Raw genomic sequence first — 22,342 nt, 5'->3', positions numbered from 1 at the left:
CTTCGTCGTTGTGCATCCGGTCTGGCGTGTCGCCCGGCGACGTGGGACGGTGGGCGTGGCACCACCGGTGCTGACCCGTCCTGATGCTCCTGAGCCCCCGAAGGATCCCCGGATGCTTCCCCGCCCACCCTCCGGTGAGCCAGACCTCGCCGAGCTGGCGCTGCGAGCCCTCGATGATGCCGACGTCATGGATGCCCTCATGCGCGACGTGCGCACCGTGTCGCACCGCTACTGCCGTGCCCGCCTCGGCGGATACCGCGACGGTGCGCAGCTGGCCGAGGACGTCGCCCAGGAGATCTGCATCGCCGTCTTCCAGGCACTCCCCACCTTCGAGCACCAGGGTCTTCCCTTCGAGGCGTTCGTGTACGCCATCGGCAGCCGCAAGGTGGCCGACGCCCAGCGCAGCGCCTACCGCTCGCGCCAGGTTCTCGTCGAGGTCGTCCCGGACTCGGGCGTCGCCTCGGCCGAGAGCGAGGTGCTCGGACGCCTCGAGTCCCAAGATGTCCTCGACCTGCTCGACTGCCTTCCGGGCCGACTGCACGAGGTGCTCGTCCTCCGGGTCGCGATGGGACTGACCGCCAACGAGGTGGGCACCGCGATGGGGATGACGCCCGGCGCCGTACGGATCGCGCAGCACCGTGCCCTTCAGCGGCTGCGCGACCTCCACCGCAACCGCCAGGTGACGCGCGGGGAGGTCTCGGCGTGACCGGCGTCGATCCGGTCGCGCACGACGACCGTCTCCTCGACGACCTGATCGCCGGTCGGGCCACGGGCGACCCCCTCCTCGACGGACTGGCCGCTTGGCGCACCGACGTCATGGCCGCGCTCCCCGGCGCCGGGGACCCCGCCGCTGACCGGCTGACCGCCGTGTCGAGGGCGCCGGGCCGGGCCGGCTGGCGGGTGGGGCCTGTGGGTGCCCGTCGCGTGCGCCCGGTCGACCGCCGCCGCGCCCACCGCGGTCGCGCGACTCGACCCGCGCCGGGCGTCCGCCGCGCCACCGAGCTTGGTGTGGGCGTCGTCGTCCTGCTCGCCATGGGCGTCAGCCAGGCGGTCGCCGGCAGCCCCGTTGCGCCGCTCACCTACGTCGTCGGACGCGCGGTCGGGCTGGGTGAGGAGGTCGCGACACCGCGGACGGCCAAGAGGCATGAGCGCCCCAACCTGTCGGCGCCGGCGGTCACAGGTTCAGAAGTGCACACCGGGCGTTCCGGCGCCGAGGCGCTCTCGTCTGCTCACAAGGGCGAGGCATCTCACCCCGTTCCCTCGCGGGACGGACGGAGCCGTGCGGACTCGCCCCGGGCCGAGCAGCCGGCGACTCCTGCGCCGTCGCCCGTCCCAGGGGTGGTGACGACCGCGCCCGCTCCCGCCGACGACGGGACCCGTGATCGGGACTGGGACCGTGACCGTGACGGCGCCTGGGACCGTGATCGCGGCGGCGCCTGGGACGGTGATCGTGACGGGGACCGCGACCGGGACCGTGATCGTTCGGGCGACCAGTGGGCCGACAGGTCGTCGTCGTGGCGCCCGTCGTACGTCGTGCGCTGACGCTCCTCGACGGTCCTCGCCGGACGTGACGGCCGCCGCACGCGGCCGCGGAAGCAGCTGCGCCCATCCGTCGTTGGATGTGTCGACAGGGGTCCTCGTAGGATGGGGACGTCGGATGCTCGAGGAAAGGACGTCATGGATCTCAACGCCGCGGGTGTGCCGGAGAAGTTCGCACCGCTGGGCCTCACCTACGACGACGTCCTGCTGCTCCCTGGCGAGACCGACGTCGTCCCGAGCGAGGTCGACACCACGGCGCGGTTGACCCGAGACATCTCTCTCCGCATCCCCTTGATCTCCGCGGCGATGGACACCGTGACCGAGGCGCGCATGGCCATCGCGATGGCGCGCGAGGGTGGCATCGGCATCCTGCACCGCAACCTGTCCGTGGAGGACCAGGCCTACCAGGTCGACCTCGTCAAGCGCACGCAGACCGGCGTCATCCCCAACCCGATCACCATCACCGAGAAGGCGACGCTGGAGGAGCTCGACGAGATCTGTGGCCAGTACCGCGTCTCCGGCCTCCCGGTCGTCGATGCCGACGACACGCTCCTCGGCATCGTCACCAACCGCGACCTGCGCTTCGTCCCCCTGGCGGAGTGGTCCCACAAGACGGTCGGCGAGGTCATGACGCCGATGCCGCTCATCACCGGCCCGGTCGGCATCGACCGCGAGGCGGCGGCTGAGCTGCTCCGCTCCCACAAGAAGGAGCGCCTCCCGCTCGTCGACGAGGGCGGCCACCTGCGCGGCCTCATCACGGTGAAGGACTTCGTGAAGTCCGAGCAGTTCCCCGACGCCAGCAAGGACGCGCAGGGCAGGCTGCTGGTCGGTGCCGCGGTCGGCTTCTTCGGTGACGCCTGGGATCGCGCGACCGCGCTGATCGAGGCCGGTGTCGACGTCCTCGTCGTCGACACCGCCCACGGCCACGCCCAGGCGCTGCTGGACATGATCCAGCGCCTCAAGCGTGATCCCGCGACCTCGCACGTCCAGATCATCGGCGGCAACATCGCGACGTACGCCGGCGCGAGGGCGCTCGTCGACGCCGGCGTCGACGCCGTCAAGGTCGGTGTCGGACCCGGCTCCATCTGCACGACACGTGTCGTGGCCGGCGTCGGCGTGCCGCAGGTGACCGCCATCTACGAGGCGTCCCGCGCCACCAAGCCGGCGGGAGTGCCGTTGATCGGTGACGGTGGCCTCCAGTACTCCGGCGACATCGCCAAGGCTCTCGTGGCCGGTGCGGACACGGTGATGGTGGGCTCGCTCCTGGCCGGTACGGAGGAGAGCCCCGGCTCGCTCATCTTCGTCAACGGCAAGCAGTACAAGAGCTACCGCGGCATGGGGTCGCTGGGCGCGATGTCGTCGCGGGGCAAGAAGTCCTACTCCAAGGACCGCTACTTCCAGGCCGACGTCACCTCGGACGACCAGCTCGTCCCCGAGGGCATCGAGGGCCAGGTGGCCTACCGCGGCCAGCTCGGCGCTGTCGTACGCCAGCTCGTCGGCGGGCTCCACCAGTCGATGTTCTACGTCGGTGCCCACACCGTCCCGGAGCTGCAGGACCGCGGGCAGTTCGTCCGGATCACGTCAGCGGGTCTCAAGGAGAGTCACCCCCACGACATCCAGATGACCGTCGAGGCCCCGAACTACGCCAGGCTGTGACGCAGTCCTCGGTGTTCGCCCCGCCTCACTAGAATGCGGGGATGGACATCGAGATCGGCGCCGCCAAGCGCGGCCGCAGGGCATACGCGTTCGACGACATCGCGATCGTCCCGAGTCGCCGGACTCGTGATCCCGAGGAGGTCTCGACGGCCTGGCAGATCGACGCCTACCGGTTCGAGATCCCCGTGGTCGCCGCGCCGATGGACTCCGTGATGTCGCCGGAGACGGCGATCATGCTCGGCAAGCTCGGTGGTCTGGGCGTCATCGACCTCGAGGGGCTCTGGACTCGCTACGACGACCCGCTGCCGCTGCTCGAGGAGGTCTCCCACCTCGAGTCGCGTGAGGCGACGGTCCGGCTCCAGCGCATCTACCAGGAGCCGATCAAGGCCGAGCTGATCCACGAGCGGCTGAAGCAGATCCGCGATGCCGGCGTGACCGTCGCCGGTGCGCTCTCGCCCCAGCGGACCAAGCAGTTCGCGCAGACGGTCGTCGACTCGGGCGTCGACCTGTTCGTCATCCGGGGGACCACGGTGTCGGCCGAGCACGTCTCGGGGCAGACCGAGCCGCTCAACCTCAAGGAGTTCATCTACGAGCTCGACGTGCCGGTCGTCGTCGGCGGCTGCGCCACGCACCAGGCCGCCCTCCACCTGATGCGCACCGGCGCCGCGGGGGTCCTGGTCGGCTTCGGCGGGGGAGCGACGCACACCACCCGCCAGGTGCTCGGAGTCGCCGTGCCGATGGCGAGCGCGCTCGCCGACGTCGCCGCGGCACGACGTGACTACCTCGACGAGTCGGGCGGCCGCTACGTGCACGTCATCGCCGACGGCTCGGTCGGCCACAGCGGCGACCTTGCGAAGGCGATCGCCTGCGGAGCGGACGCGGTCATGGTGGGCTCGCCGTTCGCGCGTGCGGCCGAGGCGCCCGGACGCGGGTTCCACTGGGGCGCCGAGGCGTGGCACCCCGACCTGCCGCGCGGCCAGCGCATCAACCTCGGCACCGTCGGCTCGTTCGAGTCGGTGCTCTTCGGGCCGTCGACCGCGCCGGACGGCACGATGAACCTCGTCGGCGCGCTCCGCCGGGCGATGGCGACGACCGGCTACACCGAGCTCAAGGAGTTCCAGCGGGTCGAGGTCGTCGTCCAGTAGCGCCGACGCCCGGCGTTCGTGACACTGCCGGTGGCGGACTCGTTACCGGGGGGTAGCACTGGTGTGGTGCCCCCTCTACAGTGACCGCATGTCACGACGCGACCCCAGCGCTCCGGAGCACGGGCGCCTCCCCGCCGACCCCGAGCACGACGCGACAGCCGCGTTCGCCGTCGACCCGGCCCTCGTCCGTCGTCTGACCGCAGGGCTGCGCGCCACGTCGGGCGAGGCGGAGACGACGTACGCGCCCTTCACCGGGCAGCCGATCGCTACGCTCCCCGTCTCGGACACCGGTGACGTCGAGGACGCGTTCGCGGCTGCCCGGGCGGCGCACGACCCGTGGTCGCGGACCGACCTGTCCCACCGGTCGGCGCTGCTCCTCGACCTCCATGACGCGGTTCTCGACCACGCCGACGACCTCATGGACCTCGTGCAGTGGGAGTCGGGGAAGGCGCGCAAGCACGCCTTCGACGAGGTCCTGCACGTGGCGCTCACCGCTCGCTACTACGGTCGCACCCTCGCGCGGCACCTCACGACGCGTCGCGTCCCCGGGGTCTACCCGCTCTTCACCCAGACGCGGATCAACCGGGTCCCCAAGGGCGTCGTCGGGATCATCTCTCCCTGGAACTATCCGCTCACGCTGGCGATCTCGGACGGGATCCCTGCCGTCGCGGCAGGCAACGCGGTGGTCCACAAGCCCGACGGCCAGACACCTCTCTCCGCCTTGGCCGCGATCGAGCTGTTCCGCGAGGTCGGCTTTCCCGCGAGCCTGTGGCAGGTCGTCAACGGGCCCGGCCCCGTGATCGGCGGCGCGATCGTCGAGCGGGCGGACCACGTCTGCTTCACCGGTTCGACCGCGACCGGCAGGCGTGTCGCGGCGCAGGCGGCCGAGCGGCTCGTCTCGACCTCGCTCGAGCTGGGTGGCAAGAACCCGATGCTGGTCCTCGCCGATGCCAACCTCGACCGCGCCGTCGAGGGCGCGGTCCGTGCGTGCTTCTCCTCCGCCGGCCAGCTCTGCGTGTCGGTCGAGCGGTTGTTCGTCGCGGACGCGGTCTATGACCGTTTCGTCGCCAAGCTCGTCAAGCGGATCGGCCGCATGACGATGTCGGCGTCGCTGGACTACGACGGAGACATGGGCTCGCTGGTCTCGCAGCGGCAGCTGGACACGGTGTCCGCCCACGTCGCCGACGCCGTGTCCAAGGGAGCCCGCGTCCTCACCGGCGGGAGGCCGCGCCCCGAGGTCGGTCCGTACTTCTACGAGCCCACGCTGCTCGAGGGTGTGAGCCCGGCGATGGACTGCTTCGCCGACGAGACCTTCGGCCCGGTCGTCTCGCTCTACCGCTTCGGCAGCGAGGGTGAGGCCATCGACCGCGCCAACGCCGGGTCGTACGGCCTCAACGCCGCGATCTACACACGTGACGTCGCGCGGGGTCGCGAGCTTGCTCGCCGGATCAAGGCAGGCAGCGTGAACATCAACGAGGGGTTCGCCGCCACCTTCGCCTCGCTGGAGGCGCCGATGGGCGGGATGCGGGAGTCGGGCATCGGCCGTCGGCACGGTGCGGAGGGGATCCTCCGCTACACCGAGACGCAGGCGGTCGCCAACCAGCGGCTGCTGCCCCTCTCGGCTCCCCGGATGGTGAGCGATGCGGCCTTCCAGACGACGATCACCGCGGCGCTGCGCGTCCTGAAGAAGGCCGGCCGGGCCTGACACCGACCGTCACGCCGCGTCGGAGGGGATACGACATCCGCGATGACATATTCGTTACCCAGGGGTAGCAATAGCGTGAACGCGGTCTTACGCTGACGCTGTGAACGACACCGCACCGCAGCACTACGACGTCCTGGTGATCGGCTCGGGGTTCGGCGGGAGCGTGACCGCACTGCGACTGACCGAGAAGGGCTACCGCGTCGGGGTCCTCGAGGCCGGGGCGCGGTTCCGCGACGAGGACTTCGCGGACAACTCGTGGAACCTCCGGCGCTACCTCTTCGCGCCCGAGGTCGGCTGCTACGGCATCCAGCGCATCAACCTCCTGAAGGACGTGATGATCATGTCCGGCGCGGGTGTCGGCGGCGGCTCGCTGGTCTACGCCAACACCCTCTACGAGCCGTTCGAGCCCTTCTATCGCGACCCTGCCTGGGGTCACATCACCGACTGGAAGGCGGAGCTCGCGCCCTTCTACGACCAGGCCAAGCGGATGCTCGGTGTGACGACGTACCCGGTCACCTCTCCTGCCGACGAGGTCATGCGGGAGGTCGCCGAGGAGATGGGCGCCGCCGACACGTTCCACCCCACACCGGTCGGCGTCTTCTTCGGGGGCCCCGGTGAGACCGTCGCCGACCCCTATTTCGGTGGTGCAGGCCCTGATCGGGCCGGATGCATCCAGTGCGGCGAGTGCATGACGGGGTGCCGCCACAACGCCAAGAACACGCTGGTCAAGAACTACCTCTATCTCGCCGAGCAGGCCGGCGCGCGCGTCCACGAGCTGACCACCGTGACGGAGGTCCGCCCGCGCCCCGGTGGCGGCTACACGGTCGACACGCGGCGTACGGACCGGCGCCGCAAGGTCGCCTGCCGCTTCACCGCAGACCAGGTCGTGTTCGCCGCCGGCTCGCTGGGCACACAGAAGCTCCTGCACAGGATGCGCAGCCGAGGCGTCCTCCCGCGGATCTCGTCGAGGCTCGGGGTCCTCACCCGGACCAACTCGGAGTCGCTGCTCGGGGCGATCGCCGGCAGCCGGGACGTGGACTACTCCACCGGCGTCGCGATCACCTCCTCGTTCCACCCCGATGAGGTCACCCACATCGAGCCGGTCCGTTTCGGCAAGGGCTCCAACGCGATGTCGCTGCTCCAGACGGTGCTCACCGACGGTGACGGGGAGAGGCCGCGCTGGCAGGCCTGGCTCAAGGAGCTGTGGGCGCAGAAGCGCAACGTCAGAGAGCTGTACGACTTCAAGCACTGGTCGGAGCGGGTGATCATCCTGCTGGCCATGCAGTCGCTCGACAACTCGATCACGACCTCCATGAAGCGGAGCCGGATCACCGGACGCCTGCGGCTGACCTCGGCCCAGGGGGCGGGCGACCCGAACCCCTCGTGGATCCCGAAGGCCAACGAGGCCGTGCGCCGTACGGCTGACAAGATCGACGGCTGGCCCGGAGGCACGATCGGTGAGCCGTTCAACATCCCGCTCACCGCGCACTTCATCGGGGGCTGCGTGATCGGCGACTCCCCGGCCACCGGGGTGATCGACCCGTACCACCGGCTGTACGGCTACGACGGCCTCCACGTCGTCGACGGCGCCGCGATCTCGGCGAACCTGGGCGTGAACCCGTCGCTGACGATCACGGCCCAGGCCGAGCGGGCGATGGCGTTCTGGCCCAACAGGGACCAGTCGGACCCGCGTCCGGCGACGGGCGAGGCCTACGCGCGCCTCGAGCCCGTGGCGCCGAAGAACCCCGTCGTGCCGGTCGACGCCCCTGCGGCGCTGCGTCTTCCCATCGTCGGCGTCAGCTAGCTGACGGCGCTCGATAGGATCGAGGTGTGACCGAGATTCCTGAGCACGACCTGGTCCTCGTCGTCGACTTCGGCGCCCAGTACGCGCAGCTGATCGCCCGACGCGTGCGGGAGGCGAAGGTCTACTCCGAGATCGTGCCCCACACGATGCCGGTCGAGGACATGCTCGCCAAGAAGCCGAAGGCGATCATCCTCTCGGGGGGCCCGTCGTCGGTGTACGAGGAGGGCGCGCCGCGCCTGGACCCGGCGCTCTTCGGCACGGGCACCGCGGTCTTCGGCATCTGCTACGGCTTCCAGGCGATGGCCCAGGTCCTCGGAGGGACGGTCGCGAGCACCGGCCAGCGTGAGTACGGCCGCACCGACGTCACGGTCGGTGATCACGGTGTGCTCCTGGCCGGGCTGCCCGACCAGCTCCGGGCGTGGATGTCGCACGGGGACGAGGTCGTCGCCGCGCCGGAGGGCTTCGTGGTCACCGCGTCGTCACCCCGCGCGGCCGTCGCGGCGTTCGAGGACGTCGACCGTGGACTGGCCGGGGTGCAGTGGCATCCCGAGGTCCTGCACACCGAGCATGGTCAGCAGGTGCTGGAGCGCTTCCTGGTCCAGATCGCCGGTTGTCGGCAGACCTGGACCATGGTCAACATCGTCGACGAGCAGGTGGACCGGATCCGGGAGCAGGTCGGCGACGCCCGCGTCATCTGCGCGTTGTCCGGCGGTGTGGACTCGTCGGTCGCCGCCGCACTCGTGCAGCGCGCGATCGGTGACCAGCTCACCTGTGTCTTCGTCGACCACGGGCTCCTCCGCAAGGGCGAGCGAGACCAGGTGGTCCGCGACTACGTGGACGCGACCGACGTCAACCTCAAGGTCGTGGACGCCCGCGAGCAGTTCCTCGGCCACCTCACGGGCGTCACCGACCCCGAGGAGAAGCGCAAGATCATCGGCCGCGAGTTCATCCGGACCTTCGAGGCCGCCGAGCGCGAGATCCTCGAGACCCCTGGCACGCCGGTCAGGTTCCTCGTGCAGGGCACGCTCTATCCGGACGTGGTCGAGTCCGGCGGGGGCGAGGGCGCGGCCAACATCAAGAGCCACCACAACGTCGGTGGCCTCCCCGAGGACCTCGAGTTCAGCCTGATCGAACCGCTGCGCACGCTGTTCAAGGACGAGGTCCGGCAGGTCGGCGAGCAGCTCGGTCTGCCGCCGGCGATGGTCTGGCGCCACCCGTTCCCGGGGCCAGGGCTCGCGATCCGGATCGTGGGCGCCGTCGACGAGGAGCGTCTCGAGATCGTGCGCGAGGCCGATGCCATCGCCCGGGAGGAGCTCACCGCCGCCGGTCTCGACCGCGACGTGTGGCAGTTCCCGGTGGTGCTGCTGGCCGACGTCCGCTCGGTCGGGGTCCAGGGCGACGGACGGACGTACGGACACCCGGTCGTGCTGCGTCCCGTGAGCAGCGAGGACGCGATGACGGCCGACTGGAGTCGTCTCCCGTACGAGCTCCTTGAGCGCATCTCCACCCGGATCACCAACGAGGTCCGCGAGGTCAACCGGGTGGTCGTCGACATCACCAGCAAGCCGCCCGGCACGATCGAGTGGGAGTGAGCCGTGGCCATCGTCCCCGACACGAAGGACTGGACCTGGACGGCGCGGAAGGTGTGCCCGGAGTGCGGTTTCGATCCGGCCGCGATCAGCGACGGCGAGGTCGGTGCGCACGTGCGTGCGCTCGCCGCACGATGGCCGGCGGTGCTCGAGCGCCCCGACGTGCGCGACCGGCCGGACGCGAGCACCTGGTCGCCGTTGGAGTACGCCTGCCACGTCCGTGACGTCTTCGCGCTGTACCGCCACCGCCTCGGCCTGATGCTCGACGAGGACGGCCCGACCTATCCGAACTGGGACCAGGACGCGACCGCGGACGCCGAAAGGTACTCCGAGCAGGACCCCGGCGCCGTGTCCGAGCAGCTCGCCCGCGAGGCGGCGCTCGTGGCTGCGGCCTTCGACGCGGTCCCTGCGGACCGGTGGACGCGTACGGGTCGGCGGAGCGACGGGGCGTCGTTCACGATCACGACCTTCTCACGCTATTTCCTCCACGATGCCGCGCACCACCTCCACGACGTCGGCGTCAGGGTCTGAGCGCGTCCAGGCGTGACGTGAGCAACCGACGCTGGCCATCGTCGCCGGCGACCGCGATTGCACGGCGGTAGGCGTCGGCCGCCTCCTCGCGTCGCCCGACGTCGGCGAGCAGTCGCGCCTGCACGGCGGGGAGGTAGGCGTACTCGCGCAGGCTCGGGTCGCCGATGACAGGCTCGAGCGCCGTGAGCGCGGCCTCGGGACCCTCGACGTACGACACCGCGACCGCGCGGTTGAGGCGGACGACCGGGGTCGGCCACTCCTCGATCAGCCGGTCGTACAGCCGCAGCAGGGCGGGCCAGTCGGTCGTGTCGACGCTGGCCGCGTCGGCGTGCACGCCGGCGATGGCCGCCTGGAGCGCGTACCGCCCTGCACGGCCGTCGCGAGCCAGTGCCCGCTCGATCGCTCGGGTGGTCGCTTCCCGGCCACCCGCCATCAGCCGCACGTCCCACGATCCGCGGTCCTGACCGTCCAGGAGGACCACGTCGGCCTCGCGACGGGCCCACGTGCGCGCCTGCGTGAACAGCACCAGGCCCAGCAACCCCAGGACCTCCGGCTCGTCGGGGAAGATCTCGCCGAGGCTCGTCGCGAGCGAGCGTGACGCCACCTCGAGCGCGTCGGTCTGCGGGTCGCGCGGTCGTTCGTGCGCCGCGGTGGCCACCAGGTGGACGACCTCGAGCACGGCGCCGAGCCGCTCGGGAAGGTCGTTCGCGGCCGGGACGGCGTACCGGATCCCGGCTGCGGTGATCTTGCGCTTCGCTCGCGTGATCCGAGCCGCTGCGGTCGACGGACGGATCAGGAGGAGGGAGGCCGCGGTCGGTGTGGGGATCCCGCAGACCACCCGCAGCGTCAGCAGCACCCGGTCGGCCTCGGACAGCGACGGGTGGCAGCACGTGAAGACGAGACGGAGGAGCTCGTCGTTCCAGCGGGCGGCCGCGGCGTCGGCGTGGCGCGACTCCTCTCGCAGCGCGAGGTCGGGCATCCGCTGCCGCAGCGATCCCGTCCGGCGGTGCAGGTCGAGCGCGTGGTTGCGTGCGGTCCGGACGAGCCACCCGACCGGGCTCGACGGGACGCGCACCCAGGTCTGCAGCGCCCGCTCGAACGCGTGCTGTGCGCAGTCCTCGGCGGTGTCGATGTCGCCGGCGGTGCGGACCGTGGCCGCCACCACGCGGCCCCAGTGCTCCCGGTGCAGCGCGGCGACGGCCTCGTCGACCGTCACGGGTGTCGTCTCAGGCGACGTGGGCCGTCACTCCCCGCCGAGATCGAGGATCGGCCGCACCTCGACGACCGCGCTGGGGCACTGCTTCGCGAGCGCGAGCGCGGTGTCGAGCCCGTCGCACTCGATCAGGTAGTAGCCGCCGAACGCCTCCTTCGACTCGACGAACGGTCCGTCGGTGACGACCGGCTCGGGCCCGTTGCGCACGGTCGTCGCGGTCGTCGTCGGCTGCAGCGCCTCGCCCCCGTGGTCGACACCACCGGCGGCCGCGACCGCCTTGGAGAATCGGTCGTGGGCAGCCATCTCGCGTTCCCACTCCTCGGGGGACGCCTCGGCCCACGTGGCCTCGTCGTCGAACAGGATGAAGAGGTAGCGCTCGCTCATCGGTCTCTCCTTCGGTCGGCCCCGCGGGTCGGGGCCCTCACCCGGACAACGAACAGGATCCCCCGAGATCGACAACCAGCGCTAGGAGTCCGTCAGCCGGAGCTGCCACTGCCCGCTCACGCTGGCCGGGCGGTAGCCGAGCGCGACGTTGATGGCCAGCATGTGCGTGTTCTCCTCGGCGTTCCACGTGTGGATGCGCCGCGCCTGCGGGCGTACGGACGCCAGCGTCTCCAGCAGACGGCACTTGACCAGCATCCCGAGGCGGTGTCCGCGGTGCTCCGGCAGCACAAGCGTGTCGTCCTGGATCACCGACTCGGGTCGTGAGTCGGTGAACTCGACGACGGTGTAGGCGGCGAGCTCCCCCGTCGGGACGTGCTCGGCCGCGACGACGAGCGCCAGGTCCCCGGTCGCCTGCCGTCGTGCCGTCGCCTCGCGGAGCCGTGCGACGTCCCAGGGATCCTCCACCTGCTCCATCCCGCCGGACGGTGTGGCCGTCGACATGCGCGTCAGGAGCCGGGCGTACTGGACCTCCCACGCCTCGGGGATCTCGTCGACCCACGTGTGGAGGCGGTAGGCGTCGCCGGCGGCCGCGGCCGCCGTCCGGGACAGACCGGCCAGGTGCTCGTGGCCGACCGGCAACGGGAGCGTGGACTGCCGCTCCACCTGCTCGAGCGTGAACCCGTACCGGACGGCGAAGCGGGTCGCAGGATCGTCGGCGGGGACGCTGCCCACGCCCGTCGTCGCGGCCAGCGTCTCGGCGCCGGTGTCGATGACCCGTCCGTACGACGTCTCGGCCTTGACCACCGTGCGTCCCGTCTCCCGGACCCTCTCTGCGAGGACGGCGGCGAGCGCCGTCCCGATCCCGCGCCGACGCCATGCGGGGTCGACCCCGAGGTCGAGGTGCACGACGTCGGTCTCGCCGACCTGGGGCAGCCGGACCGACGCGTGGCCGACCACGGACTCCGGCGTACGGAGGTCGTCGCAGACGGCCACGATCCGGTGCTGTGGGCGGTACGTGCGGTCGGCCAGGATCGACGCCATCTGGGCGAAGCCCGGCGTCAGGTCGTGGTGGCCGTGGAGTGCGTCGTCGCTCGCCACCCGCACACGCTCGACCCCCAGCAGCGCCCAGGCCTCGGGGGAGGTGGCGGAGGAAGGCAGGGGGACGGGATGGATCGCGGGCAGCATCTGGCGAGTGTGTCCCCGGTCGGAGGGGCGGTCAATCGCTTAACGACCGCGCGTCCTCGGGCGACGGCAACTACGCCTCGTCGTCGCGCTGGTAGACGTCGGGCACGCCGTCACGGTCGTCGTCACACGCCTCGTCCTCACTGATCCGACGGTAGCGGCGGTTGCGCAGCCGCAGCACGACCGTGGCGAGCAGCGCGGCGAGGACAGAGCCCTCGAGCACCCCGATCTTCACGTACTCGTCGTACGTCGAGGCGAGACCGTACGCGAGGTCGCCGATCAGGAGGGAGACGGTGAACCCGATCCCTCCGAGCATCCCGACGCCGACGACGTCGATCCACCCGAGCGACGGATCGAGGCGTGCGTGCGTGAACCTCGCCATCAGCCAGGTGGCCCCGACGATGCCGAGCGTCTTGCCGACCACCAGACCGAGGACGATCCCGTACGTGATCGTGCTGCGGTTGGCGTCGAGGAGCCCGCTGACTCCGCCGACGTCGACACCAGCGGCGAAGAACGCGAAGATCGGCACGGCGATGCCTGCCGAGATCGGTCGCCAGACGTGCTCGAAGTGCTCGGCGAGCCCCGGGCCGGCCTCCGGGCCGCCCGCTGCCTTTCTGCGCGCCACCGGCACGGTGAATCCGAGGATGACGCCCGCGACCGTGGCGTGCACCCCTGAGGCGTGGACGAGGCCCCACGCGAGCAGCGCGAGGGGGATGAGGATCCAGCCCGAGCGCACCCGTCGCTGCACCAGCACCGCGAAGATCCCGATCGGCACGAGGGCGGCGGCGAACCACCCCACCGCGAGCTGGTCGGTGTAGAAGAACGCGATGATGACGATCGCCAGCAGGTCGTCGACGATGGCGAGGGTGAGCAGGAAGGTCCGCAGCGCCGTCGGCAGGAAGGACCCCAGGACGGCCAGGACGGCCAGGGCGAACGCGATGTCCGTCGCCGTGGGGATCGCCCAGCCGCGCAGCGCCGTGCCCCCCGTGCTGAGGTTGACGGCCACGAAGATCAGTGCCGGCACGACCATGCCACCGACGGCAGCGAGGATCGGGATCGCCGCTCGACGCGGGTCGCGCAGGTCGCCGGCGACGAGCTCGCGCTTGAGCTCGAGCCCGGCGACGAAGAAGAAGATGGCCAGCAAGCCGTCGGCCGCCCACGTGCCGAGGCTCAGGTCCAGGTGCAGCGACTCGGGGCCGATCCGGGTGTCACGCAGCGTCGTGTAGGCGTCGCCGAGTCCGCTGTTGGCGAGCACGATCGCGACCGCGGCGGCGCCGATCAGGAGGAAGCCGCCGACGGTCTCCTGCCGTAGCAGCGCGGCGATGCGCGAGGCCTCAGGCCATGAGCCGCGACCGAGGACGGTGTTCTGGGACAACGGTGCTCCTTCTGGGGTGGTCGAGACGACGCCGACCAGACTTCCCGGCACACCGACACACACTTTACCGGCGACTCGCTGCTTCGCTGAGGAGACCAGGATCACATACCGTCCGGACGGTCGATATTCGATCGCGGCGCCTCCGACACGGTGCTTAGGCTTGACCGTTGTGAAGAGCCTCCCGCTGGACGACCCAGGCACACCGGACCTCCGTTCGGCGGCCCGCTACATGGCGTGGATCCTGCGTGTCCAGGGCTGGACGCTCGTCGGCGCGGTCACGTTCGGGATCACCTGGATGGTCGCCCAGGCGTCGGTGCCCGCCGTCATCGGCGCGGCGATCGACGCGGTGGTGGAGCACGGGTTCGGGCGGGGTCTGGTGCTCTGGTCAGCGCTCCTGCTGCTCGTGGGTGCGATCGGGGCGGCCGCCGGGATCATCCGTCACCGGCTCTCGGTCCAGATGTGGCTGGATGCGGCCTACCGCAACGTCCAGCTGGTCAGCGGGCACTCCGGCCGGCTCGGTTCGGAGCTGAACCGCCGGGTCGCTCACGGCGAGGTCGTCTCCGTGGGTGCGACCGACCTCGCGAACCTCGGCAACTACGTGGACGTCGCGGGTCGCTTCGCCGGCGCGATCGTCGCTTATCTCGTCGTCGCGGTGATCCTGCTCCGCTCATCGACCACGTTGGGCCTCGTGGTGCTGATCGGTGTCCCGGTCCTGATGCTCGCCACCGGCCCGCTGCTGCGCCGTCTGAACCGACGCAACCAGCACGCCCGTGCTCTCCAGGGGGAGCTCAACACGCTCGCCAGCGACATCGTCGCCGGCCTGCGGGTGCTTCGCGGGATCGGCGGGGAGGCGATGTTCGACCGCCGCTACCGCGCCGCGTCGCAGGACGTCCGCAGAGCCGGCGTCCAGGTGGCGCGGGTGCAGTCGGTGCTCGACGCGCTCCAGGTCCTGCTCCCCGGGGCGTTCGTGGTGCTCGTCGTCTGGCTCGGCGCGCGCTACGCCGCGTCCGGGGAGATCAGTACGGGCGACCTCGTGGCGTTCTACGGCTACGCGACGTTCCTGCTGCTGCCGTTGCGTACCTTCACCGAGGCCGCCAACAAGATCATCCGCGGCCACGTCTCGGCGCGGCACGTCATCCGCATCCTCCGCATCGTCCCGAGCGTCTCCGACCCCGCTGACCCGGTCAGCCCGCCCGACGGCGACCTTGTCGACGCTTCGACCTCGTTCGTGGCGAGCAAGGGCCTCTTGACCGCCGTCGTCAGCGACGACCCGCGAGACGCCGTGGCGCTGGCGGACCGGCTCGGAGGCTACGTCCAGCCGGGACGCGACGACGTCGACGCCGTCACCTACGGCGACGTGCCGCTGGGTGCGGTCGGTCGGGACGAGCTCCGGCGCCGGGTCGTCGTCAGCGACACCGCGTCCGCCCTCTTCAGCGGGCGCCTCCGAGACGCCCTGGACGCCGGCCGTGCGACCTCGGACGAAGAGGTCGCGCACGCCCTGACGACCGCCTCGGCCGACGACGTCCTGGAGGCGCTGGACGACGGGCTCGACGGTGAGCTGGCCGAGCGCGGGCGGTCCCTGTCCGGCGGTCAGCGCCAGCGCATCGTGCTCGCACGAGCACTGCTGACCGACGCCGACGTGCTCGTCCTCGTGGAGCCCACCTCGGCGGTGGACTCGCACACCGAGGCGCGGATCGCCCAGCGGCTGAGACGCCACCGCGCCGGACGGACCACGGTCGTCGTCACGAGCAGCCCGCTCGTCCTCGACGTCGCCGACGAGGTCGTGTTCCTCACCGGAGGGCGCGTCGTCGCGAGGGGCGAGCACCACCACCTGATGTCCACCGACCGTGCCTACCGCCAGGTCGTGACCCGAGAGGAGGCCGAGGACGTTGCATGATGCCCTGCCCATCGCCGGCAGCCGAGTCTTCCGCTCCTACCTGCGCCGGATCGGGCGCGACCACCGCCGCGACCTCGTCGTGATCGTCGTGCTGCACGGTGCGGCAGCCGGCGCCGGCCTCGTGGTGCCGTGGTTGATCGGCGACCTCGTCGAGGCCGCGACCGACAAGGGCGGCTACGGCACCATCGACCGGATCGCGATCTTCGTCGCGGTGTGCCTGCTGGCGCAGACCGTGCTCACCCGGTGGGCGCGACTGCGCTCGGCCGTCTTCGGCGAGACCGTCCTGGCCCGGCTGCGCGAGGACTTCGTCGACGAGGCGCTCGGCCTGCCGATCGGTGTCGTCGAGAGCGCTGGGACGGGCGACCTCCTCACCCGGACGTCGCGTGACGTCGACACGCTCGGATGGTCCGTGCGCTTCGCGGTGCCGGAGACCGTCGTCGCTCTCGTGACGGCGGCGTGCACGATCGTCGCAGCGCTGCTCGTCGGCGGCTGGGTCGCCGTCCCGCTCGTGCTGGGCGTGCCCGTCATCTGGGTGGCCTCCCGGTGGTACCTCGCGCGTGCGCGCGCCGGCTACATCCGCGAGCACGCCTCGTACTCGCGGATCAACACCACGCTCGCCGAGACCGTCGAGGGTGCTCGCACCGTCGAGGCCCTCGGGCTGGGCGCGCAGCGCAGCGAACGCATCGACGCCGACATCGCGGAGTCGTACGCGGCCGAGTCCTACACCCGCAACCTCCGCTCGGTGTTCTACCCCGCGGTCGAGATCGGCTATCTGGTGCCCGTCGTCGCGACCCTGCTCGTCGGGGGATGGCTGATGGCGCAGGGGTCGATCACGCTGGCCCAGATGACGGCGGCGGTCCTGTACGTCCGGTTCCTCATCGACCCGGTCGACCGCATCATCAGCTGGATGGACACCCTCCAGGTGGGTGCGACGTCGCTCGCGCGCCTGCTGGGCGTGGCGGAGGTCCCGGACGACCGGGTGCCGACCGGTCGCACCCCTGCAGGCGAGGAGATCGAGCTCGACGACGTCCGGTTCTCCTACATCGAGGGCCGAGAGGTGCTCCACGGGGTGGACCTCGAGCTGGCGGCGGGCGAGCGGCTCGCCGTCGTGGGCCCGTCGGGCGCGGGGAAGTCGACGATCGGCCGCCTGATCGCGGGCATCCAGGGTCCGACGAGCGGCGCGGTCACGGTCGGCGGGGTGGGGGTCACCGAGCTCGAGCTCGACGACCTCCGGCGCCGGGTGGCGCTGCTGACGCAGGAGCACCACGTCTTTGTCGGCACCGTGCGTGACAACCTCCAGCTTGCCCTGGAGGACGGGGGTACGGCCGCCGACGACCGGCTGTGGGCGGCGTTGGACGCGGTGGGCGCGCGTGACTGGGTCGCGCAGCTGCCGCACGGCCTCGACACGATGGTCGGATCCGGTGGGCACCGGCTCACCGACGCCCAGGCGCAGCACCTGGCGCTGGCGCGCGTCGTCCTGACCGATCCCCACACGCTCGTGCTCGACGAGGCCACGTCGCTGATCGACCCGCGCGCTGCCCGCGCCCTCGAGCGCTCGTTGAGCGCGGTGCTCGAGGGACGCACCGTGGTCGCCATCGCGCACCGCCTCTACACCGCGCACGATGCCGACCGCGTCGCCGTCGTCGAGGACGGCGCGATCACCGAGCTCGGCAGCCACGACGAGCTGGTAGCCCGCGGAGGGTCGTATGCGGCCCTGTGGAAGTCCTGGCAGAGCTAGCGACCACGTGGGGTGCCTGTCAGGGCGGGTAGGGGCCGTGACTGCGCCGCGGGCTCTAGGCTGGGCGGCACGAGGGCGCGCGCGACACCGAGGAGGCCCGACCGATGGACGCTGTCGACCGGGAGATCATCGGGCACCTGATGCGCGACGGGCGGGCGACCTACGCCGAGATCGGGTCAGGTGTCGGGCTGTCGGCGCCCGCGGTCAAGCGTCGGGTCGACCTGATGCGGGCCCGCGGCCAGATCACCGGGTTCACCGCCCTCACCGACCCGGCGGCGCTGGGCTGGACCACCGAGGCGTACGTCGAGATCTACTACGACGGCAACGTCTCCGTGGCCGAGCTCAAGCGCAACCTCGCGGCCATCCCGCAGATCGTCGGCGCGTGGACGGTGGCCGGCCACGCCGACGCGATCGTGCACGTGATGGCGACGAGCATGACCGAGATCGAGCAGGTCGTGGAGCGGATGCGGGAGCACGCGCGGGTCGAGCGGACACGCAGCGCGATCGTGATGTCGCGGCTGTTCGAGCGCCCGCGCTCGCGGTGAGGGCCCGCCACCGTCCTCCCGACCCGCGCGCCCCTCAGGGGGTGGTGGTGGCTCAGGCGTCGGCGGGCATGAGGAGCCAGGCGACGAGGTAGACGAGGATCATGGATCCCAGTCCGAGCAGCGTCAGGACGACGAACCCCAGCCGGACGACGGTCGGGTCGACGCCCAGATAGCGGGCCAGTCCTCCGCACACTCCTCCGATCCACTTGTCGTGGGTCGTGCGGGCGAGCTGCTTGGAACGGTTCATCGGGGGTCCTCTCGGTCGTCGGAGGACCGCGTGAGGTCCTCCAAGGTGAGTGTGTCGGCAGGGACGGTGTCGGTGTTCTCGGCCGGGTCGTCGTCGTCCGGCTGCTCGGCAGCGCCCGGCGTGGGGTCCAGAGTCGTCGGTGGCGCCACCGCGGTGCGCTGCTCGCGCTGCCGCCGACCCGCCTGGCGCGCGGCGATCAGCGTCGCGACGAGCCCGACCGTGCCGAGGGCGACAAGGAGCAGGGGGGCCGCCACCGCGAGGGTGGCCGGCTCCCAACCTGCGTACCACATGCCCCACAGGGCGCCCGCGACGAGCACGAACGCGAGCGCGACGAGGGTGACGGCGTCCAACGGATGACGCTTCATGAGCGGATCACCTCCACGTCACCGAGGGAGACGTCGATGCTGAGGATGAGGTCGGGGAGCGAGGTGTCGTCGCGCACGTCCAGCGACGTCTGCACGCCGCCGCGCTGGTAGCCGAGGGCTGTGATCGAGCCGGCGCCGACGGAGGCGTCGAGGTCGATGTCGAGGGTGGCGGGGACGTACACCCTGACGCCACCCAGACCGACCTCCAGCTCGAGCCGGCGCCCGTCCAGGGCCGCGGGGTCGGAGACCTGCCGCAGGTCCACCACGACGTCGCCCGTCCCGACCGCGTAGCCGGACCTCAGGTCCGCCGCGCTGGTCGGCACGGTCTCGATCCGGCCGGCGTCCAGGCGTGGGATGACGGTGGAGACAGCGAGGACCATGACGGCGAGGATGGCCGGCAGGATCAACGGACGAGCGTTGCCGAACACCGTGCCGATCAGCATGCCCAGCGCGAGTGTGCCCGTCGCCGCCGCGGCGTAGACCGACGGCGCGAGGTCGCCCTGGGTGGCCACGAGCGTGACACCGGTGACGATGAGCATCACCGACAGGGTGATGACGGTCAGCGTCCCGCGGTCGTGCCGCGGGTTCGGCCGCTTGGGCGGCTTCACCGGGGCGGGTTGAGGAGCGGAACCCCACGCTGGTCCGGGTGGTCCCGGCGGCACAGGAGGCACGGCGGCGTACGACGGGGCTCCGGTCGGCGCGAAGGGCGTCGCCGTGGTCGGCGCCGGAGCGGTCGGCGCCCACGGCGGAGGAGCGTACGAGGGCGCCGGCGGAGGCGGCACGTTCGGCGGCGGCGTGACCGAGGAGGTGCCGGAGTCCCGCCGCTCCTGGTACTCGCGGTAGCCGACCCACGCGATGACGACCAGCGCCGCGACCCACAGCGGGCCGATCTGCCATCCCCAGCCCCAGGTCCACGTGACCGCGATCAGCCCCGCGGCCCCGAGACCGACGAGACGGATCTGGGGCTCGCTGTCGCCCAGTCCCAACCATCGCTTGAGATAGCTCTCGCCCGTCCGCTCGTCCGGAATCAGGATCCATGAGGCGACGTAGGCGATGACACCACCGAACCCCACGAGGGTGAAGACCGCGAACAGGATGCGCGGGATGACCGGGTCGATCCCGAGCGTCCGCCCGATGCCCGCGCACACCCCGGCCACCATGCGTCCGCTCTCGGTCCGCCGGATGTCGGTCAGCGAACCGGTGGTCGGTGGTCGGGCCGCGCCCTCGGGCGCGGTGCTCGAGCCGGTCCCGAGGCTCGCCGGTGGTGTCACCGGGTCCTCGGGGCGTGAGGTCGTGTCGTCCATGGCTCCATCCTGCTCGGCTTGTGTCACTTGGAGTATGGGTGAGACCCCTGGTCCGCACCCGGTGCGCGCCGGCCCGCCCCAGGGTCGCTCAGGGGTCGATCCGGCTGGTCCGAGACCAGTGCCGCGTGTGACGATCGACAGCGTGACCATCAGTGCGACACCGGTGAGACGGCTCTCCCGATCCGCGAGCCCACGCGTTCTCGGCGGGGTGGCGCAGGGACTCGCCGACCACCTCGGCGTCCCTGTCCTGTGGGTGCGGCTCGCGTTCGTCGTGGGCACGCTGTTCCAGCTCGCCGGCGTCCTGGCGTACGTCGCCTTCTGGGTCTTCGTCCCGCTGGGGAGCGCCGATGGCTCGCCCGGGCTGGCCAGTGCGACCCGCCGCGGGCTGCGGCTCGACGAGGACGAGGCGACACCGCCGTCGAACAGGATGACCCTGCAGACCACCGCGCTCGTCGTGCTCGGTGTCGGCGTGGCGTGGTTCGTCCTGGGCAGCGACAGGGTCTCGAGCCTCGTCTTCCCCGCTGTCCTGGCGATCGCCGGCTTCGCGCTCATCTGGCGCCAGGCCGACGACCGGTTGCTGCGCCGCTGGGTCAGGGTGACGTCAGGATGGGCCGCCGTGCTGAGGATGGCGGCCGGCGCCCTGCTGGTGCTCATCGCCTACGGCGTGTTCGTCGCGCAGCTCGGGGGCGGTCTGGGGTCGGCCGCTCAGCTGCTCGCGGCGCTGGTAGTCGCCGTCGCCGGCGCCGGCCTGCTGCTCGGGCCGTGGATCGTACGCCTGGTCAGCGATCTCGCTGCCGAGCGACGCGAGCGCGTGCGGTCGCAGGAGCGGGCCGACGTGGCGGCCCACCTCCACGACTCCGTCCTTCAGACCCTGGCGCTGCTGCAGAAGAACGCGAACGACCCGGCGCAGGTCGCGACGCTCGCCCGGCGTCAGGAGCGGGAGCTGCGCGACTGGCTGTACGGCGAGCCGGCCGACGACGACGGCTCCACGCTACGGACCGGCCTGGTCGCCGACGCCGCCGAGATCGAGACGACCTACCGGGTGCCGATCGAGGTCGTCGGGGTCGGTGACCTCGATCCGGACGTCGACGTGGAGGCGCTGCGTGCGGCTGCGCGCGAGGCCATGACGAACGCGGCGAAGCACTCCGGTGCCGACCGCATCGACGTCTACGTCGAGGTCGGGAGTGCGGCGGCGGAGGTCTTCGTGCGCGATCGCGGCGTCGGGTTCGACCCGTCGGCGATCCCGGAGGACCGGTTGGGCATCCGCCGCTCGTTGGTGGCGCGCATGCACAGGCACGGCGGCACGGCCGTCGTACGCTCAGGACCAGGGGAGGGCACGGAGGTTCGACTCGCGCTGCCCCTCGTACGAGACAAGGCGCCCAACGGCGCACACGAGGCTGCGCGCAACGGCGCGGACGGAGGAGGAGACGCGTGAGCACCCCGACGCAGACCGGCAGCTTGAGGGACCTCGGCGTCCTGCTCGTCGACGACCACGCGATGTTCCGGACGGGTGTGCGGGCCGAGCTCGGCAGCACGGTCCGGATCGTGGCGGAGGCCGGGGACGTCGACGAGGCGGTGCGTGCGGTGGAGTCGTACCGTCCCGACGTGGTCCTGCTCGACGTCCACCTCCCGGGAGGCGGCGGTGCGGAGGTCCTCCGCCGGGTCGCGACCCGCTACCCGGACACGAAGTTCCTCGCCCTGTCGGTGAGCGACGCCGCCGAGGACGTCATCGGGGTGATCCGCGCGGGCGCCCGGGGCTACGTCACCAAGAACATCACGGGCGACGAGCTGGTGGACGCGATCCGTCGGGTGGCCGGTGGCGACGCGGTCTTCTCGCCGCGGCTGGCGGGATTCGTGCTCGACGCGTTCGCGGGGACGATCGAGGTCGCGCAGGTCGACTCCGACCTCGACCGGCTCACCGAGCGCGAACGTGAGGTGATGCGCCTGATCGCCCGTGGCTACGCCTACAAGGAGGTCGCCAAGGAGCTCTTCATCTCCGTGAAGACCGTCGAGACCCACGTGTCGTCCGTGCTGCGCAAGCTCCAGCTGTCGAGCCGTCACGAGCTCACCCGGTGGGCCAACGACCGCCGCCTGATCTGAGGCGCCCCGGGCAGCGCCCTTGG

The 22,342-nt window shown here is 71.5% G+C and carries 20 protein-coding genes; 13 read left to right on the top strand and 7 right to left on the bottom strand.

Going from position 1 to position 22,342, the window contains the following annotated elements:
• Positions 1 to 112: 112 nt before the first annotated feature.
• From KV100_RS06250 to KV100_RS06215, 8 genes are all read left to right on the top strand, one after another.
• Positions 113 to 706 (top strand): sigma-70 family RNA polymerase sigma factor, encoded by a 594-nt coding sequence (locus tag KV100_RS06250; RefSeq protein ID WP_255565911.1) that lies wholly within the window; start codon positions 113 to 115, stop codon positions 704 to 706.
• The gene (locus KV100_RS06245; protein WP_220342003.1) at positions 703 to 1,542 is read left to right on the top strand and encodes a hypothetical protein; all 840 of its coding nucleotides are present in this window, start codon (positions 703 to 705) and stop codon (positions 1,540 to 1,542) included. Before KV100_RS06250 ends, KV100_RS06245 begins: the two co-directional genes overlap by 4 nt.
• A gap of 135 nt (positions 1,543 to 1,677) precedes the next feature.
• On the top strand, positions 1,678 to 3,195 hold the full coding sequence (gene guaB / locus KV100_RS06240; RefSeq protein WP_220342002.1) for an IMP dehydrogenase: 1,518 nt from the start codon (positions 1,678 to 1,680) through the stop codon (positions 3,193 to 3,195).
• A gap of 41 nt (positions 3,196 to 3,236) precedes the next feature.
• Positions 3,237 to 4,340 carry a GuaB3 family IMP dehydrogenase-related protein gene (locus KV100_RS06235; protein WP_220342001.1) on the top strand — a complete coding sequence of 368 codons (1,104 nt, stop codon included), beginning with the start codon at positions 3,237 to 3,239 and terminating at the stop codon, positions 4,338 to 4,340.
• A gap of 88 nt (positions 4,341 to 4,428) precedes the next feature.
• Positions 4,429 to 6,045, top strand: coding sequence for a succinic semialdehyde dehydrogenase (locus KV100_RS06230; protein WP_220342000.1), 1,617 nt, complete (start codon positions 4,429 to 4,431; stop codon positions 6,043 to 6,045).
• A 100-nt stretch (positions 6,046 to 6,145) separates the two neighbouring features.
• Complete coding sequence (locus KV100_RS06225) at positions 6,146 to 7,849, top strand: GMC family oxidoreductase N-terminal domain-containing protein (RefSeq protein WP_220341999.1); 1,704 nt, start codon at positions 6,146 to 6,148, stop codon at positions 7,847 to 7,849.
• Positions 7,850 to 7,884: 35 nt separating this feature from the next.
• Entirely contained in the window at positions 7,885 to 9,441 is a 1,557-nt protein-coding gene (guaA, locus tag KV100_RS06220; RefSeq protein WP_374106976.1) for a glutamine-hydrolyzing GMP synthase, read from the top strand.
• 3 nt (positions 9,442 to 9,444) lie between these two features.
• Positions 9,445 to 9,969: a DinB family protein gene (locus tag KV100_RS06215; protein WP_220341997.1), complete on the top strand. Its 525-nt coding sequence runs from the start codon at positions 9,445 to 9,447 to the stop codon at positions 9,967 to 9,969.
• Here the strand turns inward: KV100_RS06215 and KV100_RS06210 are convergent.
• The 4 genes from KV100_RS06210 to nhaA form a co-directional block, all read right to left on the bottom strand.
• Positions 9,959 to 11,185, bottom strand: coding sequence for an RNA polymerase sigma factor (locus tag KV100_RS06210; protein WP_220341996.1), 1,227 nt, complete (start codon positions 11,183 to 11,185; stop codon positions 9,959 to 9,961). The two genes, KV100_RS06215 and KV100_RS06210, sit on opposite strands and share 11 nt — an antisense overlap.
• Before the next feature lie 27 nt (positions 11,186 to 11,212).
• Positions 11,213 to 11,566: a YciI family protein gene (locus tag KV100_RS06205; protein WP_220341995.1), complete on the bottom strand. Its 354-nt coding sequence runs from the start codon at positions 11,564 to 11,566 to the stop codon at positions 11,213 to 11,215.
• Positions 11,567 to 11,647: 81 nt separating this feature from the next.
• Complete coding sequence (locus KV100_RS06200; RefSeq protein WP_220341994.1) at positions 11,648 to 12,751, bottom strand: GNAT family N-acetyltransferase; 1,104 nt, start codon at positions 12,749 to 12,751, stop codon at positions 11,648 to 11,650.
• 70 nt (positions 12,752 to 12,821) lie between these two features.
• Positions 12,822 to 14,123: a Na+/H+ antiporter NhaA gene (gene nhaA, locus KV100_RS06195; RefSeq protein WP_220341993.1), complete on the bottom strand. Its 1,302-nt coding sequence runs from the start codon at positions 14,121 to 14,123 to the stop codon at positions 12,822 to 12,824.
• A gap of 169 nt (positions 14,124 to 14,292) precedes the next feature.
• Here nhaA and KV100_RS06190 point away from each other — a divergent pair, with 169 nt between their 5' ends.
• From KV100_RS06190 to KV100_RS06180, 3 genes are all read left to right on the top strand, one after another.
• Entirely contained in the window at positions 14,293 to 16,020 is a 1,728-nt protein-coding gene (locus tag KV100_RS06190) for an ABC transporter ATP-binding protein (protein ID WP_220341992.1), read from the top strand.
• Complete coding sequence (locus tag KV100_RS06185; protein WP_220341991.1) at positions 16,013 to 17,758, top strand: ABC transporter ATP-binding protein; 1,746 nt, start codon at positions 16,013 to 16,015, stop codon at positions 17,756 to 17,758. The genes KV100_RS06190 and KV100_RS06185 overlap by 8 nt, the downstream gene beginning before the upstream one ends.
• Before the next feature lie 104 nt (positions 17,759 to 17,862).
• Positions 17,863 to 18,303 (top strand): Lrp/AsnC family transcriptional regulator, encoded by a 441-nt coding sequence (locus tag KV100_RS06180; RefSeq protein WP_220341990.1) that lies wholly within the window; start codon positions 17,863 to 17,865, stop codon positions 18,301 to 18,303.
• 52 nt (positions 18,304 to 18,355) lie between these two features.
• Here the strand turns inward: KV100_RS06180 and KV100_RS06175 are convergent, their stop codons facing one another.
• From KV100_RS06175 to KV100_RS06165, 3 genes are read right to left on the bottom strand one after another with little or no spacing between them, the layout of a single operon-like run.
• A complete protein-coding gene (locus KV100_RS06175) occupies positions 18,356 to 18,550 on the bottom strand; it encodes a PspC domain-containing protein (RefSeq protein WP_220341989.1) in 195 nt (64 codons plus the stop codon).
• A complete protein-coding gene (locus KV100_RS06170) occupies positions 18,547 to 18,915 on the bottom strand; it encodes a hypothetical protein (RefSeq protein ID WP_220341988.1) in 369 nt (122 codons plus the stop codon). The genes KV100_RS06175 and KV100_RS06170 overlap by 4 nt, the downstream gene beginning before the upstream one ends.
• Positions 18,912 to 20,219 (bottom strand): PspC domain-containing protein, encoded by a 1,308-nt coding sequence (locus KV100_RS06165; RefSeq protein WP_220341987.1) that lies wholly within the window; start codon positions 20,217 to 20,219, stop codon positions 18,912 to 18,914. The genes KV100_RS06170 and KV100_RS06165 overlap by 4 nt, the downstream gene beginning before the upstream one ends.
• A 142-nt stretch (positions 20,220 to 20,361) precedes the next feature.
• On the opposite strand from KV100_RS06165, the gene KV100_RS06160 reads away from it, so the two are divergent.
• Complete coding sequence (locus tag KV100_RS06160) at positions 20,362 to 21,654, top strand: PspC domain-containing protein (protein WP_308289307.1); 1,293 nt, start codon at positions 20,362 to 20,364, stop codon at positions 21,652 to 21,654.
• Positions 21,651 to 22,319, top strand: a complete 669-nt coding sequence (locus KV100_RS06155; RefSeq protein WP_301022221.1) for a response regulator transcription factor — start codon at positions 21,651 to 21,653, stop codon at positions 22,317 to 22,319. Before KV100_RS06160 ends, KV100_RS06155 begins: the two co-directional genes overlap by 4 nt.
• The last annotated feature ends 23 nt before the right edge of the window (positions 22,320 to 22,342 follow it).

This window comes from Mumia sp. zg.B21 (assembly GCF_019550855.1).
Lineage (GTDB): Bacteria > Actinomycetota > Actinomycetes > Propionibacteriales > Nocardioidaceae > Mumia.
Note: the sequence above shows the minus strand (reverse complement) of the source record. Positions and strands in the feature narration are given on the sequence as shown.